The sequence below is a fragment of the Paenibacillus sp. FSL H7-0357 genome, from assembly GCF_000758525.1.
In the GTDB taxonomy this organism is placed as follows: domain Bacteria; phylum Bacillota; class Bacilli; order Paenibacillales; family Paenibacillaceae; genus Paenibacillus_AQ.
The window spans coordinates 6,957,262-6,972,782 of the sequence record NZ_CP009241.1 but is presented as its reverse complement, the minus strand read 5'-3'; the positions used below and the strand labels follow the sequence as shown (position 1 = coordinate 6,972,782).

At 49.6% G+C, this 15,521-nt stretch carries 20 protein-coding genes and 1 other annotated feature; of the genes, 19 read left to right on the top strand and 1 reads right to left on the bottom strand.

All coding sequences use genetic code 11. The features are described from left to right. The first annotated feature begins 60 nt into the window (after nt 1–60). Nucleotides 61–798, top strand: a complete 738-nt coding sequence (gene pssA / locus H70357_RS30885; protein WP_038597137.1) for a CDP-diacylglycerol--serine O-phosphatidyltransferase — start codon at nt 61–63, stop codon at nt 796–798. 137 nt (nt 799–935) lie between these two features. Here pssA and H70357_RS30880 read toward each other — a convergent pair whose 3' ends face one another. After that, nucleotides 936–1,331 carry a nucleoside triphosphate pyrophosphohydrolase family protein gene (locus H70357_RS30880; RefSeq protein WP_038597135.1) on the bottom strand — a complete coding sequence of 132 codons (396 nt, stop codon included), beginning with the start codon at nt 1,329–1,331 and terminating at the stop codon, nt 936–938. Between the two features lie 212 nt (nt 1,332–1,543). Here H70357_RS30880 and H70357_RS30875 point away from each other — a divergent pair, with 212 nt between their 5' ends. The 18 genes from H70357_RS30875 to H70357_RS30795 all read left to right on the top strand — a co-directional run bounded on the left by H70357_RS30875 (nt 1,544) and on the right by H70357_RS30795 (nt 15,226). Next, nucleotides 1,544–2,632, top strand: coding sequence for a PIN/TRAM domain-containing protein (locus H70357_RS30875; protein WP_038597133.1), 1,089 nt, complete (start codon nt 1,544–1,546; stop codon nt 2,630–2,632). Between the two features lie 93 nt (nt 2,633–2,725). After that, nucleotides 2,726–3,418 carry a 2-C-methyl-D-erythritol 4-phosphate cytidylyltransferase gene (ispD, locus tag H70357_RS30870; protein WP_038597131.1) on the top strand — a complete coding sequence of 231 codons (693 nt, stop codon included), beginning with the start codon at nt 2,726–2,728 and terminating at the stop codon, nt 3,416–3,418. 2 nt (nt 3,419–3,420) lie between these two features. Continuing rightward, complete coding sequence (gene ispF / locus H70357_RS30865) at nt 3,421–3,909, top strand: 2-C-methyl-D-erythritol 2,4-cyclodiphosphate synthase (RefSeq protein WP_038597129.1); 489 nt, start codon at nt 3,421–3,423, stop codon at nt 3,907–3,909. A gap of 50 nt (nt 3,910–3,959) precedes the next feature. Further along, entirely contained in the window at nt 3,960–5,423 is a 1,464-nt protein-coding gene (gene gltX, locus H70357_RS30860) for a glutamate--tRNA ligase (protein WP_038597127.1), read from the top strand. Between the two features lie 533 nt (nt 5,424–5,956). Next, nucleotides 5,957–6,649 carry a serine O-acetyltransferase gene (cysE, locus tag H70357_RS30855; protein ID WP_038597125.1) on the top strand — a complete coding sequence of 231 codons (693 nt, stop codon included), beginning with the start codon at nt 5,957–5,959 and terminating at the stop codon, nt 6,647–6,649. A 52-nt stretch (nt 6,650–6,701) separates the two neighbouring features. Next, complete coding sequence (gene cysS / locus H70357_RS30850; protein ID WP_038600927.1) at nt 6,702–8,108, top strand: cysteine--tRNA ligase; 1,407 nt, start codon at nt 6,702–6,704, stop codon at nt 8,106–8,108. Continuing rightward, nucleotides 8,105–8,542 carry a Mini-ribonuclease 3 gene (locus H70357_RS30845; protein WP_038597122.1) on the top strand — a complete coding sequence of 146 codons (438 nt, stop codon included), beginning with the start codon at nt 8,105–8,107 and terminating at the stop codon, nt 8,540–8,542. Before cysS ends, H70357_RS30845 begins: the two co-directional genes overlap by 4 nt. Before the next feature lie 33 nt (nt 8,543–8,575). Next, entirely contained in the window at nt 8,576–9,340 is a 765-nt protein-coding gene (rlmB, locus tag H70357_RS30840; RefSeq protein WP_038597120.1) for a 23S rRNA (guanosine(2251)-2'-O)-methyltransferase RlmB, read from the top strand. A gap of 2 nt (nt 9,341–9,342) precedes the next feature. After that, on the top strand, nt 9,343–9,864 hold the full coding sequence (locus tag H70357_RS30835; RefSeq protein WP_038597117.1) for an NYN domain-containing protein: 522 nt from the start codon (nt 9,343–9,345) through the stop codon (nt 9,862–9,864). Nucleotides 9,865–10,026: 162 nt separating this feature from the next. Next, nucleotides 10,027–10,671, top strand: a complete 645-nt coding sequence (gene sigH / locus H70357_RS30830) for an RNA polymerase sporulation sigma factor SigH (RefSeq protein WP_020427086.1) — start codon at nt 10,027–10,029, stop codon at nt 10,669–10,671. Nucleotides 10,672–11,096: 425 nt separating this feature from the next. Beyond that, a complete protein-coding gene (rpmG, locus tag H70357_RS35555) occupies nt 11,097–11,246 on the top strand; it encodes a 50S ribosomal protein L33 (RefSeq protein ID WP_074086515.1) in 150 nt (49 codons plus the stop codon). A gap of 20 nt (nt 11,247–11,266) precedes the next feature. After that, complete coding sequence (secE, locus tag H70357_RS30825) at nt 11,267–11,458, top strand: preprotein translocase subunit SecE (RefSeq protein WP_038597114.1); 192 nt, start codon at nt 11,267–11,269, stop codon at nt 11,456–11,458. Between the two features lie 20 nt (nt 11,459–11,478). Continuing rightward, entirely contained in the window at nt 11,479–12,012 is a 534-nt protein-coding gene (gene nusG, locus H70357_RS30820) for a transcription termination/antitermination protein NusG (protein ID WP_020427084.1), read from the top strand. Nucleotides 12,013–12,086: 74 nt separating this feature from the next. Beyond that, nucleotides 12,087–12,512, top strand: a complete 426-nt coding sequence (rplK, locus tag H70357_RS30815; RefSeq protein WP_020427083.1) for a 50S ribosomal protein L11 — start codon at nt 12,087–12,089, stop codon at nt 12,510–12,512. Nucleotides 12,513–12,593: 81 nt separating this feature from the next. Continuing rightward, the gene (gene rplA, locus H70357_RS30810; RefSeq protein ID WP_038597112.1) at nt 12,594–13,286 is read left to right on the top strand and encodes a 50S ribosomal protein L1; all 693 of its coding nucleotides are present in this window, start codon (nt 12,594–12,596) and stop codon (nt 13,284–13,286) included. A 67-nt stretch (nt 13,287–13,353) separates the two neighbouring features. Next, nucleotides 13,354–13,508: a sequence feature (ribosomal protein L10 leader region), on the top strand. Nucleotides 13,509–13,572: 64 nt separating this feature from the next. Next, nucleotides 13,573–14,076 carry a 50S ribosomal protein L10 gene (gene rplJ, locus H70357_RS30805; protein ID WP_038597109.1) on the top strand — a complete coding sequence of 168 codons (504 nt, stop codon included), beginning with the start codon at nt 13,573–13,575 and terminating at the stop codon, nt 14,074–14,076. Nucleotides 14,077–14,141: 65 nt separating this feature from the next. Continuing rightward, nucleotides 14,142–14,501 carry a 50S ribosomal protein L7/L12 gene (gene rplL / locus H70357_RS30800; protein WP_038597106.1) on the top strand — a complete coding sequence of 120 codons (360 nt, stop codon included), beginning with the start codon at nt 14,142–14,144 and terminating at the stop codon, nt 14,499–14,501. Nucleotides 14,502–14,623: 122 nt separating this feature from the next. Continuing rightward, the gene (locus tag H70357_RS30795) at nt 14,624–15,226 is read left to right on the top strand and encodes a class I SAM-dependent methyltransferase (protein ID WP_038597103.1); all 603 of its coding nucleotides are present in this window, start codon (nt 14,624–14,626) and stop codon (nt 15,224–15,226) included. The last annotated feature ends 295 nt before the right edge of the window (nt 15,227–15,521 follow it).

The following is a 15,521-nucleotide window of genomic DNA, read 5'->3' as shown; positions in this document are numbered from 1 at the left end:
ACATACAATCACGTAATATTGAAGAAGTTAGGCTCAAAGTAATAAAATAGAGGTGAAGAAATGATACAAAAATCAATTCCGAGTCTTTTTACCATTGGTAACCTGATGCTTGGAATGTTTGGTATCATGATGGCGTTTGACGGCAAGCTTAGCATGGCCGCTATCATGGTGATTATCGCTATGCTGCTTGACGGACTAGATGGCCGTGTAGCGCGGGCGCTGGGCTGCGAGAGCGAATTTGGCAAAGAGCTGGATTCCCTATCCGATGTCGTATCCTTTGGTGTGGCACCTGCGCTAATTATGTATCTTACAAGCCTGCAGGATTTGAGTTCTGCGCTCGGCTGGACTGTAACAGCAATATTCCCGGTATTCGGGGCGCTGCGGTTGGCCCGTTTTAATGTCCGCCCGGGAATCCCCGGATATTTTGTCGGTTTGCCTATTCCTGCTGCAGGTGGCGTGCTCGCCACACTGGCCCTTTTTCATAAAGATGTTTCCGCTCCATTCATGATTGTTGCCACTTTGCTCTTATCTTATCTGATGGTCAGCACAGTCAAATACCCTAACTTCAAGAAGATCGGACTGCCCAAAAAAGCGGTCGTTGGTGCGCCGTTAGTGATTATTGTGGCGGTAGCAGTAGCAGTTGTGTTCCCGGAGCAGATTGCCAAGATGATCTTTGGACTGCTCGCGCTGTATGCTTTGTACGGATTTAAGCATAATATTGACCGGCTCACGGCACGTCGCCGTCACCGCCGCAGAAGACGTTCGGAAGACAAGATCTATCACTCCAAGAACGGGTAGCCTGCAAGTTATTCCTCTAGATAATCATTCCTTTATATATACCGAAAAAGGCTTTGCCCTCCCTGACCTCAGTGGACGGCAAAGCCTTTTTCGGCTGAACGTATGAAGAAAGCATACAAGAGCGTCTGCAGTCATGATTAGGATAGGTTGAACAAACCGAGCGTAGCGCATTTCTGCGATTCCTTCACCACAACCTCGTCCATATTAATGTCAAGCAGATTGCACAGTGCGGACATATAGAACAATTCCCGCCCCAGCTCGGAAGCGACAACTTCACGGCAGTTCTCGCACAGTTGGCCCTCAAGATGAGTTCCTGCGAGTTCCTTGGCTTGTTCAAGTCCCAAAGCGGGCTCGAACACCTGTTTGGTGGCATGCAGCTGAATACAGCCGCATTCGGTAATGGCCTTGACAACGGCACGGTTGACGGATGCGCTGCTCTGCCCGTTCTTGGACATTACATCCAGAAGACTACGGTGACGGAGCAGCAGTTCGGAGACTTGATCCTGAAAGGCCTGTAAACTTGGTGCGCTCATTTTTCATTCACCCCTGGGTTCGTAATTGAGTTCATTATATGCCAGGGCCCCCCTGTTTTCAACGGGAATAGGAGTTCCTGGGAATCTTTACAGAAGCGGTAAGGTAAAAGTATGAGAAAAAATAAGCAACCCCCGATTACCGTCCTGAAAATTGGAACATACTGGTGAGGTATAGATCATTTTAGGATGAATAAAAGGAGGTGCTTAAGGTTATGTGGAAAAAAGTGATGTTGACGCTTGCCGGGTTATGCGGAGCCTGGTCCGGTTTTTCGCTATACCATACGGCAGAAAAAGGGTTCCCGGAGGGAATGGGAAAGCTGGGGGAAAATCTGCCTGTGGAAGGAAGCATTTTATTTACGGTGCTGGGTGCCATTATTTTTTTGTTTGCGGGGACTTTATGCGCGGAGTGGGCAGGTTCAAAGCTGCGTGAGGCGGTGCTGTACTGCTCGCGAATTCCGATGAATGAATTGGCCGCAGGTGCCGCAGGACTTACGGGAGGGCTGTTGTTGTCCCTGCTGCTCCATCCGGCCATGGACTGGCTGGGGAAGGCAGGTGAGCTGGTGCAGGTGGCTGCCACGCTAGCTCTGGGTTATATGGGGCTGCGGATCGGTCTGGAGAAGAAAGAGGAGCTGGCCTCGCTTTGGACAACCGGGCGCTTTGGACAATCGGCTGAACCGGAGGGCCGCGGACTGGAGGAGCATAAAATTCTCGATACCAGCGTCATTATTGACGGGCGGATTGCCGACATCTGCAAAACGGGATTTATCGAGGGGACGATTGTCATCCCTGAGTTTGTTCTGGAAGAGCTTCAGCACATCGCCGATTCCTCCGATCTGCTGAAACGCAACCGTGGCCGGCGCGGTCTAGATATTCTCAATAAGATCCAGAAAGAACTGGATGTGAAGGTACTGATTTACGAAGGCGATTTCGAAGAGATCTCCGAGGTGGACAGCAAGCTGGTCAAGCTCGCCAAAGTGCTGCGCGGCAAGGTGGTAACCAATGATTTCAATCTCAATAAGGTCTGTGAGCTGCAGGGGGTTTCCGTACTTAATATCAACGATCTGGCAAATGCGGTAAAACCGGTTGTTCTGCCGGGAGAGGAGATTATCGTACAGGTCATTAAAGACGGCAAGGAGCATGGACAAGGGGTAGCCTATCTCGATGATGGAACAATGATTGTCGTTGAAGGCGGACGTGAGTACATCGGCACGACAATGGAGGTTTTGGTTACAAGCGTGCTGCAGACCTCAGCCGGCAGAATGATTTTCGCCAAACCGAAGCTGCTGGAAAAAGCGCAATAAGCAAGAAGCCATATCGCAAAATGTCTTTTGGGTTGGAAATGACCGCCAAACACGTTATGATGGGGATATACGTGAAAGACAGGAGCAAAAAGAATGTCGAACAGTGTGGGCGCCGTGATTGTGGCGGCAGGCAGAGGAACACGGATGGGGACCGCCGAGAGCAAGCAATATTTGCTGCTTCAAGGCAAACCCATTATCGTGCATACGCTGGAGGTGTTCCAGCAGCATGAGCTTATCTCTGAAATTGTACTGGTCACTGGCCAGGAGGACATAGAACGCTGCCGGGAATGGGTAGAGGCCTATAAGCTGGATAAAGTGAAGGCTGTCGTTCCCGGAGGCTCCGAACGTCAGCACTCCGTACATTTGGGGCTAAAGCAGCTGGACACCAACTGGGTCATGGTGCATGACGGTGTACGTCCATTCGTGCAGGAGAGTGAGATTGATGCTTGCTACGAACGGGCCAGAGCGGTCGGCGCGTCTGTACTTGCAGTGCCGGTAAAGGATACGATCAAGCAGGTGGACGGTAATGGCAAGGTGCTGTCTACGCCGGATCGGCGAAGTCTGTGGGCGATTCAGACCCCGCAGACTTTTCGTCTGTCTGATTTGCTTGCGGCGTATGCCGCGGCGGAGCGGGAAGGATTTATTGGCACCGATGACTCCAGCCTGGCCGAGCGCAGCGGGATTCCGGTATCTGTGGTGGAGGGAAGCTACAGGAACATAAAGATCACAACGCCGGAAGACCTCGATTTTGCCGAATTTACAGAAAGAAACAGGGGAGAGGGTTAAGCATGATAGCTGTAGGACAAGGTTTTGATGTACACCAGCTGGTAGAGGGAAGACCGTGTATTATTGGCGGAGTCACCATTCCTTATGAAAAAGGGCTGCTGGGGCACTCCGATGCGGATGTGCTGCTGCACGCGGTAAGTGATGCTATTCTGGGGGCGCTTGGGCTTGGCGATATCGGCAGGCATTTTCCCGACACCGATCCGGCCTTCAAGGATGCGGATAGCCTGAAGCTGCTGGAGCAGGTATGGAGTCTTGCCCGTGAGCGTGGCTATAAGCTCGGCAATATCGACTCAACCATTATTGCCCAGAAGCCAAAGATGGCTCCGTACATCCCGCAGATGACTGAGATCATTGCCCGCGCGCTGGGAGCGGAAACCTCGAAAGTGAATGTAAAAGCGACCACTACCGAACAGCTCGGTTTTGCCGGACGCGGCGAAGGAATTGCGGCACAATCTATTGTCTGCCTGCTCCAAGATGTGATATCATCTTGAGATGGCTGCAAGTGACCTAATTTTAACCATTATGAAGCGGAGGGAATACTATGGCGGATCAAGTCCGGGTGCGTTACGCACCGAGCCCTACGGGACATTTACATATCGGAAATGCCAGAACAGCACTGTTTAATTATTTATTTGCCCGTAATCTGGGCGGGAAATTCATTATCCGGATCGAAGATACGGATGTAAAGCGCAATGTCGCCGGCGGGGAAGAAAGCCAGCTGAAATATTTGAAATGGCTGGGAGTAGACTGGGACGAGAGCGTCGACGTTGGCGGAGAATACGGCCCTTACCGCCAGACTGAACGCCTTGATTTGTATCGTATCTACTGGCAGGATTTGCTGGACCGCGGTCTGGCTTACCGCTGCTATTGCACCGAAGAGGAGCTGGAAGCGGAACGTGAGGAACAGACGGCCCGCGGCGAAACTCCGCGTTATTCCGGCAAGCACCGCGATTTGACAGAGGAACAACGCCTCGCGTTTGAAGCGGAAGGACGTATTGCCAGCATCCGCTTCCGGGTGCCGGAAGATCGCACATATACCTTTGAGGACATCGTAAAAGGCAGCATTTCTTTTACTACTAAAGAAATGGGCGATTTTGTAATCGTGAAGAAGGACGGAATTCCGACCTATAACTTTGCTGTAGCGATAGATGATCATCTGATGGAAATCTCCCACGTGCTGCGCGGGGAAGACCATATTTCCAATACGCCGCGCCAGCTGATGATTTATGAATCACTTGGCTGGGAACCGCCGCTCTTTGGCCATATGACGCTGATTGTCGGTGATGACCACAAGAAGCTGAGCAAACGGAACGAATCCATTATTCAATTCATCGAGCAGTATGATCAGCTCGGCTATCTGCCGGAAGCGCTCTTTAACTTCATCTCCTTGCTTGGCTGGTCTCCGGAAGGTGAAGAGGAAATCTTTAATAAAGAAGAGCTGATCTCGATCTTTACCGCTGAGCGCCTGTCCAAGAGTCCCGCTGTGTTCGACACGAACAAGCTGGCTCATTTGAACAATCACTACATTAAGCATGCGGATCCAAAGCGGATTGCAGCACTGGCCATTCCTCATCTGCAAAAGGCGGGAAGACTGCCGGCTCAGCTTAATGACGAACAGCAGACCTGGGCGGAAACACTTGTTGCACTGTATCAGGAGCAGCTGACGGCTGCATCGGATATTGTCGGGCTGTCCGAAATGTTCTTCCGCAGCCATGTGGAGCTCGAAACGGAAGCGGCTCAGATTCTGGCTGAGAGCCAGGTTTCTGAAGTTCTCTCCGCTTTTCTGGCCAAGGTGGAAGGTGCTGAAGATTTCACTGCCAGCAATATGGCTGTTCTGATTAAAGAAGTGCAGAAAGAGACGGGCCACAAAGGAAAAGCGCTGTTTATGCCAATCCGTGTCGCTTTGACCGGCCAGACTCATGGCCGTGATCTGAATGTGACGATTGCCCTGCTGGGCCGGAACCGTGTCATTGAACGTTTGAAATCACAAATCAAAGGGGCCTAAGCTTTGATGGCCTGGGGGCAAACCTCTTGTCAGTCCCTTATCTTTTCGCTAAGATAGAAGAATATTGTAATAGCTGTGATCAGGAAAAGTACGCGCATAAGGACAATTGCCAGAGAGAATAACCTCGTAAGGAACTTCCTTAAGAGGCTGGAAGTTATTCATTTGTCCGCCGCTGAACATGCGCCTGTGAGCTGCAGGGTTGAGCGTTCCCTTGAGGGACGTTAGACTGTGCCGGGAACGTTGCCGTTAACGACGCAAGAGGGATGTTGCATCCAGAGGCCAGAATGTTGGGCTGGGCAATATGCAATCATCCAAGCAGAGTGGAACCGCGGTTACACGCCTCTGCAGCTTTAAGCTGCAGAGGCGTTTTTTGTTGAAATAGGAGAGCAGATTCTTTGGACATAAAGATGGATTTCTGACCAAGCCTAAGCCCGCGACAAACGTGTAGAGAGATAGATAGTGGGCTGCGCCAATACCTTCCTTATGCGTACCTGTAAACAGGAGGCGGGGAAGCCAAGAAGAGGGGAACCGTGATGTTTAAGCATATCAAGTCGGACATTCGGGCAGTATTCGACAACGATCCCGCAGCCCGCAGCAGATTCGAGGTTGTCTTCACTTATGCCGGACTTCACGCCATTTGGGGTCATCGGATGGCCCACTCTTTTTACAAACGGCGCTGGTTTACGCTGGCGCGCATCGTTTCACAGATCAGCAGGTTTATGACCGGTGTCGAAATTCATCCCGGCGCCCGTATCGGGGATCGGTTGTTTATCGACCATGGCATGGGGATAGTCATTGGCGAAACTTGTGAAATCGGTGATGATGTTATTATCTATCAAGGGGTTACGCTTGGGGGGACCGGTAAAGAAAAAGGGAAACGCCATCCTACTGTCGGCAATAATGTTGTAATTGGTTCCGGTGCGAAAGTACTGGGATCGTTCCGGATCGGCGATAATTCCAATATCGGCTCCAACGCAGTCGTACTGCGTGAAGTGCCCAATAACAGCACTGTGGTAGGCAATCCCGGCCGAGTAGTCAAGCGCAACGGGGAACGGGTATCCGACCGTCTCGACCATACCAAGATGCCGGATCCGCTGGTAGATTCCCTGCGTTTCCTGCAGAAGGAGATTGAGGAAATCCGGGAACAGCTCGGGAACGAGGATAAGCAGAAAGCCGAGCAGCGGCGGCTGGAGAGCCAGCAATATATAGGGGACTATGAAATTTAAGCATCCCGGTATTCCAGTGAATGCCGGAACATCAGAAAGGATTGGGAACAGCATGGCTTTGCAAATCTACAACACAATGAGTCGCAGCAAGGAGCAGTTTGTGCCTCTGAAATCAGGCGAGGTAAAAATGTACGTATGCGGACCAACCGTCTACGGCTATATGCATATCGGAAATGCCAGACCTGTTATCGTTTTTGATACGGTCCGCAATTATTTAGAGGCAATCGGCAATGAGGTGCGATATATTACCAATTTCACCGATGTCGATGACAAGCTGATCCGCAAAGCGGAGGAAATGAATACTACAGTAGCTGAAGTCGCTGAAATTTTTATCGCTGCCTACGGTGAAGATCTTGCCGGTCTGGGCGTAAAGCCGGCAACGATGAATCCGCGGGTTACACAAAGTATGGATCTGATCATTGAGCTCATCAAGGAGCTTGAAGACAAAGGTTATGCTTATGAGAACGGCGGCGATGTGTATTACCGCACGGGCAAATTTGCCGATTACGGCAAGCTGTCCCGCCAGAATCTCGAGGAACTGCAATTCGGCATTCGTGTGGAAGTAGACTCGCGCAAGGAGAAGCCCGAGGATTTTGTGCTGTGGAAAGCGGCCAAACCGGGGGAAATCCATTGGCATAGTCCTTGGGGGAATGGACGTCCCGGCTGGCATATCGAGTGCTCGGCCATGGTCCGTGAATATTTGGGCGATACTATTGATATCCACGGCGGGGGGCAGGATCTACAGTTCCCGCATCATGAATGCGAATGCGCACAAACGGAAGTGCTGACCGGCAAGCCGCTGTCGAACTATTGGATGCACAACGGATTTCTCAACATCGGAGACGAGAAAATGTCGAAATCGCTCGGCAACGGGCTGCTGGTTAAGGATATCCGCCAGCGTTTCAAAGCCGGAACGATCCGCTATTTCATGCTCTCCACCCATTACCGCAATCCGCTGAACTTTTCGGAAGAAGCGCTGCTGTCTGCCGAGAAAAGCGCCGAGCGGATCGCGCTGGCAGAGAGTAATGTGAAGCATCGTCTGGAACTTGCTCCTGAAGGGGCTGGGGAAGCAGCGAGCGCAGAGACCGTGGATCGCCTGACGAATATACTGGAGACTTTCCATGCTAAAATGCAGGATGATTTCAATACCCCGGATGCGATCACTGCTGTATTCGACTGGGTAAGCCTTGCGAATCTTACGCTTGCGAACAACGAGGCGAAATCCGCGGATTTTGCGGCGCTGCTGAAGGCTTTTGCGGAGATGAATGCGGTTCTGCGCCTTGCTCCCGAGCTTGAAGAAGAGGTCGCAAGTGAAGATGTGGAGCGGCTGATCGCAGAGCGGGCAGAAGCGCGCAAGAATAAGAACTGGGGACGGTCCGATGAAATCCGCGACGAGTTGAACAGTTTGGGCATCCTGCTTGAAGACACTCCACAAGGAATGCGGTGGCGTCGTAAATGAGCGGGGAGTTCAATGTGAACAACGCTTGGTTCCCGTACGAACCCTCCAAGCCGGTCCGGCAGCTCTCGCCAATCGTGCTCGCTTATGCGGGAGACGCGATTTATGAAGTGGCTGTCCGCCAATATCTGATCTCGCTGCCGAATCTGCGTCCGAATCACTTGCACCGCACGGCAACAGGACTGGTCTCGGCTAAGGCGCAAAGCACCATTCTTGCCTTTCTTGACCCGATGCTCACGGATGAGGAGAAGGATGTCGCCCGGCAAGGACGGAACGCTAAGTCTGGGACGATCCCCAAAAATGCGGATGTGCTGGAATACCGCCATGCCACCGCTTTTGAATGCCTGATCGGGCACCTGTATTACACAGGGCAGCAGGAGAGAATACAAGAACTCGTCCACAGTAGTATAGAGTACATGATGAACCGGCCCAAGTGAGGCCATAAAACTTATAGAACAGGAGGCATGAACATGGAAGAAGAAATAAAGACAGAAGAAGAAATACTGGCCGGTAAGCATTCGGTGCTTGAAGCGCTTCGTGCCGGCCGTACACTGAACAAGATTTGGATCGCCGAAACAGCGCAAAAGCATTTAACTGCACCGATCGTTGCTGAAGCGCGTAAAGCGGGGATTGTGATCCAGCATGTAGACAAGCGGAAGCTGGACCAGCTTGCACCCGGAGTGCAGCATCAGGGAGTAGTGGCTCAGGCTGCGCCGTTCGCTTATGCGGAAGTTGCCGATATTCTGGCTGCGGCCGAGGCCAAAGGGGAGCCGCCTTTTCTTATCCTGTTGGATGAGATTGAAGATCCCCATAATTTGGGCTCCATTCTACGGACAGCTGACTGCACCGGCGTACACGGGGTGATTGTGCCCAAACGGCGCTCTGCGCAAATTACGGCCACTGTGTCCAAAACCTCAGCCGGAGCTGTAGAATATGTTCCCGTAGCACGGGTCACCAATCTTGGCCAGACTATAGACCGGCTTAAGGAGCTGGGCGTCTGGGTGGTCGGAACAGATGTTGCTACGGATCAGAACCTGTATGAATCGGATATTTTCACCGGTCCGGTAGCTGTTGTTATTGGCAATGAGAACAAGGGAATGGGCCGCTTGATCCGTGAAAAGTGCGATGTACTGCTGAAGCTGCCAATGGCCGGTAAGATCAACTCTTTGAATGCCTCAGTTGCGGCCGGCGTCATTATGTATGAGGTATTGCGGCGCCGGCAAGTACAGGGATAGCTATGGCAGACTGGCGCGATGTGCTGCTTGTGGATGGATACAACATGATCGGCGGCTGGCCGGAACTTTCGGCACTGTCCGAGACAGGCATGCAGGGAGCACGCGACCGGCTGCTGGATATGCTGGCCGATTATCAGGCATTCACCGGGCGGCGCGTCATTGCCGTATTCGATGCTTACCGTGTTCCGGGACTTGGCCGTTCCTTTGTGCAGGGGAAGGTACAGGTCTTTTTCACTAAGGAAAAAGAAACCGCGGACGAATGCATTGAGCGGCTGGTTGGAGAATTCGCTCACCGCCGCCGGCAGATTTATGTGGCAACCAGCGATTTTGTGGAGCAGCATGTAATCTTTGCGCAAGGCGCGTTGCGGATTTCTGCCAGAGAACTGCGGCTGGAGATCGAAGAAAATCAAAAGCAGGTTAAGAAAGCTATCGATCCGCAGGGTATCAGCTCCCAGCGCCATTCCCTGGAAGAGAAACTTCCACCGGAGATGCGGAAACGCCTGGAGGATTGGCGGCGGCAATGAAAGCATCCGGAAACCCGTAATCATTTGATTAAATACCAAAAATTGTTATAGAAGATTGTTTTTGGACAAATGCGGTTGACGGTGTAAGGTAACATAATATATACTGATCCTATATTTCGAGAAGTGACGATGTGTCTTGCGTTGCAGCCGGGGGGATTCTTGGTGAGTGTCGACCTCAAGGAATTAATGCTGTCTGAGTATGATTTCATAAGTGATGAAGAAATTGTCGAGATCTTCCGTGGTGGCGACAGTGGCGCATTGGAGCACTTGATTAACAAGTACCGTAATTTCGTACGTGCCAAGGCCCGTTCTTATTTTCTGATTGGAGCGGATCGTGAAGATATCGTACAGGAAGGCATGATTGGCCTTTATAAGGCAATTCGTGACTTCAAGGGCGATAAGCTGTCTTCGTTTAAGGCCTTTGCCGAACTCTGTATTACCCGTCAGATTATAACTGCCATTAAGACGGCTACCCGCCAGAAGCATATACCGCTTAATTCGTATGTCTCTTTGGACAAGCCTATATACGATGAAGATTCCGACCGGACGCTGATGGATGTCATTTGCGGAACCCAGGTGCTGGATCCGGAAGAACTGATTATTAACCAGGAGGAATTTATCGGCCTGGAGGATAAGATGGCGGAGATCCTCAGTGATCTCGAACGCAAAGTTCTGATGCTGTATCTGGACGGCAGGTCCTATCAGGAGATTGCGGAAGATTTGAAGCGGCATGTGAAGTCGATTGACAATGCTTTGCAGCGAGTGAAACGTAAATTGGAAAGATATCTGGAAGTGCGTGACAATTAATGATATAATGGACAGGAAAGGCTCGGTCATCGAGTCTTTTTTTAGTGTTTATGCAAGTTTTGATGGATAAGACAGGATTTTAGTTGATTGCCGTTGCTAAAGAGGTTTATTCACAGTCGGATTGCTCCATAATGGTAAGAATAGTGCCTATCGATGTTCTATCGAGGAATTCCGTCCGTGAAGTCATTCATGACGACCTTACACAAGGCAGCGAACAGCTGGGAAAGACAAGAGCAAGACAATGAATGGAACACGGCTACATTACCCGAAATTACCCAGTGCGATGGGGAATTCTTTCGTTGACACAGAGCTTGACATTATGCTAAAGTGTTTTAGGTAGGCCTAAATTCGCGGGTTTTTTTTAGGATCAATATTTGCGTCTTCTAATTATAAGATTAGAAGTACGTCTTCGGGAGGTGCATATCATGCGGGTAATTATCACTTTGGCTTGTACAAGTTGCAAACAAAGAAACTATGCGACAACCAAAAACAAGCGAAATCACCCCGACCGCTTGGAGATGAAGAAATTTTGCAAGTTCTGTAACGAGCAAACTCCTCATCGCGAAACCAGATAGTCTTTGGAGGTGTAGTCGGCGTGAAACGTAGTTTCAAGTCATTGTTTTCCTTTTTCACTGAGAGCTGGAGCGAGCTCAAAAAAGTTCGCTGGCCTAGCCGTAAAGAGTTGAAAAACTATTCATTGATCGTTCTCGGTACAATTGTAGTTATGGCGCTTTACTTCTGGGTTCTGGACATCGGTATTTCCGCTCTGATCGAAACGATTATTTAGAGAGGTCCCAGGTGGCTTGTATGGAAAAAAGATGGTATGTTGTTCATACCTATTCCGGGTATGAGAATAAGGTTAAGGCCAATTTGGAAAAACGCGTTGAGTCCATGGGCATGGAAGACAAAATATTCCGTGTTCTTGTTCCTATGGAAGAAGAACTGGTAAACAAGGATGGCAAGAAAAAAACTGTCATGCGTAAAGTTTACCCTGGTTATGTTTTGGTCGAAATGGTTCAGACTGATGATTCTTGGTATGTTGTCCGCAATACGCCGGGCGTTACCGGATTTGTTGGTTCGACAGGTTCCGGATCCAAACCTACCGCTCTGCTTCCGGAAGAAGTTGAACAAATTCTGAAGCATATGGGCATGGTTGAACCTAAAGCGAAGATTGATTTCGAAATTAAGGAATCCGTACGTATTATGGTTGGTCCCTTTGCGAATTTTGTGGGCTCCGTGGAAGAGATTTTGGCTGACAAGAGCAAGATCAAAGTGCATGTTAACATGTTTGGACGGGAAACCCCGCTGGAGTTGGATTTCACTCAAGTGGAGAAAATATAACAGTGTCAAGGGTTTCTTGTGGGAGAACGCTTTAAGCGTTCGAATACCACTATTTACGCAAGGAGGTGTCACTCATGGCTAAAAAAGTTATTAAAATGGTGAAACTGCAGATTCCTGCAGGGAAAGCGAATCCAGCGCCTCCAGTAGGTCCGGCGTTAGGTCAAGCAGGTGTCAACATCATGGCATTCTGTAAGGAATTCAACGCTCGTACTGCCGACCAGGCTGGCCTGATCATCCCGGTTGAAATTACAGTATTTGAAGACCGTTCGTTTACCTTCATCACTAAAACTCCTCCGGCTGCCGTTCTGCTTCGCATCGCTGCTAAAGTAGAAAAAGGATCCGGTGAACCAAACAAGAAAAAAGTAGCGAAGCTCGGCCGCGCAGCGGTTCGTGAAATCGCTGAAACAAAAATGCCCGACCTGAACGCTGCATCTATCGAAGCTGCAATGCGTATGGTTGAAGGTACTGCCCGCAGTATGGGTATCACAATCGAAGACTAATATGTATTCGATGCACCGGTCATTCATGACCGCAATATGTGGGAGGAATTTCCGCTAACACCACAAAGGAGGAACATTTTCATGGCTAAACATGGTAAGAAATACATGGAATCTGCTAAGCTGATCGACAGCGAAGCAACTTACGAGCCTTCAGAAGCTGTAGAGCTTGTGAAAAAGGCGGCAACTGCCAAATTCGACGAAACCGTTGAAGCAGCAGTTCGTCTGGGTGTAGACCCGCGTAAACAAGATCAAGCTGTTCGTGGTGTTGTTGTCCTGCCTCACGGCACAGGCAAAACACAACGCGTGCTTGTATTTGCAAAAGGTGAAAAAGCGAAAGAGGCAGAAGCTGCTGGCGCGGATTTTGTAGGCGATCAGGATATGATCAACAAGATCCAACAGGGCTGGTTTGAATTTGATGTCTGCGTAGCTACACCTGATATGATGAGTGAAGTTGGTAAACTGGGTCGTCTGCTCGGTGGTAAAGGCCTCATGCCTAACCCTAAAGCTGGCACAGTTACTTTCGACGTTACCAAGGCTGTGCAAGAAATCAAAGCCGGTAAGATCGAATACCGTCTTGATAAAGCCGGTCAAATTCACGCGCCTATCGGCAAAGTGTCCTTTAATGCTGAACAATTGAACGAAAACCTTAAATCCCTCATCGACGCTCTGAACCGTGCGAAACCGGCTGCTGCTAAAGGTGTTTACCTGAAGAACATTGCTATTTCGTCTACTATGGGACCGAGTGCTCGTGTAAATACAACTTCTTACAGATAATAGGGGTTGACTCCTAGAGTCATCTTTGATAATCTATAACAGTTGTGAACTTTAAGGTGATCATTCTTCAACTTGAATATGCTTACCGTAGACAGTAGGTGCCGTAGGGCTTAATTTCCTACCGAGGTGTTGTGATAGAAACAAGAAGTGCCGGGTGCATGCCTGTGTAACTTACGTTTTATCAAGCCTTCGTGAATCTGCGGAGGCTTTTCTAATGCCTGCGTAGGAACGACGAGAATTTTCCGGAAGAATCGTCGTCACATAAATTTTCAGGAGGTGTATACAAATGGCAAATGCAAAAGTAATCCAAGCTAAACAGGAAGCGGTTGATGTTGTAACAAGCAAACTGCAGAACAGTGTTTCCACTGTTGTTGCGGACTACCGTGGATTGAACGTTTCGCAAGTGACCGAACTGCGTAAGCAGCTTCGTGAAGCTGGCGTTGATTTTCAAGTCCTGAAGAACTCTTTGGTGCGTCGTGCAACTGCGGCGTCTGATTTGACTGAGTTGGACGCAGTTCTGACTGGTCCTACAGCAGTAGCATTCAGTGAAACTGATGCGGTAGTAGCAGCCAAGATTTTGAACGACTTCGCTAAGAAGAACGACGCTCTGAAACTGAAGGGTGGCGTTGTAGAAGGTAAAGTTATCGACGCTGACCAACTGAAAGCACTGGCTGAGCTTCCATCCCGCGATGGTTTGCTGTCCATGCTGCTTAGCGTGCTTCAAGCTCCAGTGCGCAACTTCGCGCTTGCAGTTAAAGCAGTCGCTGAGAAAGAAGAACAAAGCGCGTAAGCCTTTGTCTCTAGCATCATAATCAATACCACAAATAAATTTAAATATAAAATGGAGGTTCAATCATGAGCAAAGAAACAATTTTGGAAGAAATTAAAGGCATGAGCGTATTGGAACTGAACGACCTGGTTAAAGCAATCGAAGAAGAATTCGGCGTAACTGCAGCAGCTCCAGTAGCAGCTGGCGGCGCAGTAGCAGCAGTAGCAGAAGAACAATCCGAGTTTGACGTAATTTTGACAGGCGCTGGCGCTTCCAAAATCAACGTTATCAAAATCGTTCGCGAAATCACAGGCCTGGGCTTGAAAGAAGCTAAAGACCTCGTAGACAACGCTCCAAAACCAATCAAAGAAAAAGTAAGCAAAGAAGAAGCCGATGCTACCAAAGCAAAATTGGAAGAAGCAGGCGCAGCTGTAGAAGTGAAGTAATTCGCTTCAATAAGGTAATGCCCCGGGGAGAATCTTCTCTTTCCGGTTCTTGCAACCCCCTTGAACTTGTTCAAGGGGGTTGCTGTATACAATAGGAAGAACAAAATGAAAGGGAGGATCTTATGTCGCAGCATTATTACTCGCAGCAGCCGGAAGCGCGTCATGACAGACGTACCCTAAGCACGGTTCTGAGAGGGAAAACCCTGCGGTTTACCAGCGACGCCGGTGTTTTTTCCAAAGGAGATATCGACCATGGCAGCCGTGTTCTAATTGAGGCTATGGACATTCCAGATGGATCTGCAGTGCTTGACGTAGGCTGCGGGTACGGACCGATTGGCATTAGTGCAGCGTTTCTGACCCCGGGCGGCCATGTTACGATGATTGATATTAACAGCCGTGCGGTCGAACTGGCTCGCGAGAATGCCCAGCATAATGGAATCCGCAATGTTACGGTTATGGAAAGCGATGTGTTGTCTGCAGTAAAGGGACAAAAGTATGATGTCATACTTACGAATCCTCCTATACGTGCCGGCAAAGCGGTAGTGCATCGTATTTTTGAAGAGGCGTATGAGCATTTGAATGAGGGTGGAAGTCTGTGGATTGTAATCCAGAAGAAACAGGGGGCACCTTCAGCGGCAGCCAAACTCGAAAGCTTGTTTCCGGTTGTGGAAGAAGTGGGGAAAGACAAAGGCTATCGTATTATCAGGGCGCAAAAAAATAGTTGATTAGTCATTGACTTGTGATATAGATAGTGGTATTATTATAAAATGTCAGTATTAAGCTAGGCTCCATGTCTTTAGTTTGCTGAAATGTCAAGTAATATATTGTCGCCCGGCAAGCGCATGCCGTACGGCAAGTTTGTGCGAATTCAGTTCTCTATGTTACTGCCACGGCGAAGGTCGCCGGGGAAATAGATAATAGCGCATAAACTGTTGCTTGGTGACGTATAATACGTACGTTTTGGGCAAATCTACTGGATAAGGAGTATTTTGGTCATGGATAGATGCGCTCTTTTTTCGA

What these genes read in the sequence shown, in the direction of transcription:
- ispD (WP_038597131.1), top strand. Translation starts at nt 2,726, where the DNA reads ATGTCGAACAGTGTGGGCGCCGTGATTGTGGCGGCAGGCAGAGGAACA.
- rplL (WP_038597106.1), top strand. Translation starts at nt 14,142, where the DNA reads ATGAGCAAAGAAACAATTTTGGAAGAAATTAAAGGCATGAGCGTATTG.
- ispF (WP_038597129.1), top strand. Translation starts at nt 3,421, where the DNA reads ATGATAGCTGTAGGACAAGGTTTTGATGTACACCAGCTGGTAGAGGGA.
- rplJ (WP_038597109.1), top strand. Translation starts at nt 13,573, where the DNA reads ATGGCAAATGCAAAAGTAATCCAAGCTAAACAGGAAGCGGTTGATGTT.
- cysS (WP_038600927.1), top strand. Translation starts at nt 6,702, where the DNA reads ATGGCTTTGCAAATCTACAACACAATGAGTCGCAGCAAGGAGCAGTTT.
- H70357_RS30875 (WP_038597133.1), top strand. Translation starts at nt 1,544, where the DNA reads ATGTGGAAAAAAGTGATGTTGACGCTTGCCGGGTTATGCGGAGCCTGG.
- gltX (WP_038597127.1), top strand. Translation starts at nt 3,960, where the DNA reads ATGGCGGATCAAGTCCGGGTGCGTTACGCACCGAGCCCTACGGGACAT.
- H70357_RS30795 (WP_038597103.1), top strand. Translation starts at nt 14,624, where the DNA reads ATGTCGCAGCATTATTACTCGCAGCAGCCGGAAGCGCGTCATGACAGA.
- nusG (WP_020427084.1), top strand. Translation starts at nt 11,479, where the DNA reads ATGGAAAAAAGATGGTATGTTGTTCATACCTATTCCGGGTATGAGAAT.
- rplA (WP_038597112.1), top strand. Translation starts at nt 12,594, where the DNA reads ATGGCTAAACATGGTAAGAAATACATGGAATCTGCTAAGCTGATCGAC.
- cysE (WP_038597125.1), top strand. Translation starts at nt 5,957, where the DNA reads ATGTTTAAGCATATCAAGTCGGACATTCGGGCAGTATTCGACAACGAT.
- rlmB (WP_038597120.1), top strand. Translation starts at nt 8,576, where the DNA reads ATGGAAGAAGAAATAAAGACAGAAGAAGAAATACTGGCCGGTAAGCAT.
- H70357_RS30845 (WP_038597122.1), top strand. Translation starts at nt 8,105, where the DNA reads ATGAGCGGGGAGTTCAATGTGAACAACGCTTGGTTCCCGTACGAACCC.
- rpmG (WP_074086515.1), top strand. Translation starts at nt 11,097, where the DNA reads ATGCGGGTAATTATCACTTTGGCTTGTACAAGTTGCAAACAAAGAAAC.
- rplK (WP_020427083.1), top strand. Translation starts at nt 12,087, where the DNA reads ATGGCTAAAAAAGTTATTAAAATGGTGAAACTGCAGATTCCTGCAGGG.
- H70357_RS30835 (WP_038597117.1), top strand. Translation starts at nt 9,343, where the DNA reads ATGGCAGACTGGCGCGATGTGCTGCTTGTGGATGGATACAACATGATC.
- H70357_RS30880 (WP_038597135.1), bottom strand. Translation starts at nt 1,331, where the DNA reads ATGAGCGCACCAAGTTTACAGGCCTTTCAGGATCAAGTCTCCGAACTG.
- pssA (WP_038597137.1), top strand. Translation starts at nt 61, where the DNA reads ATGATACAAAAATCAATTCCGAGTCTTTTTACCATTGGTAACCTGATG.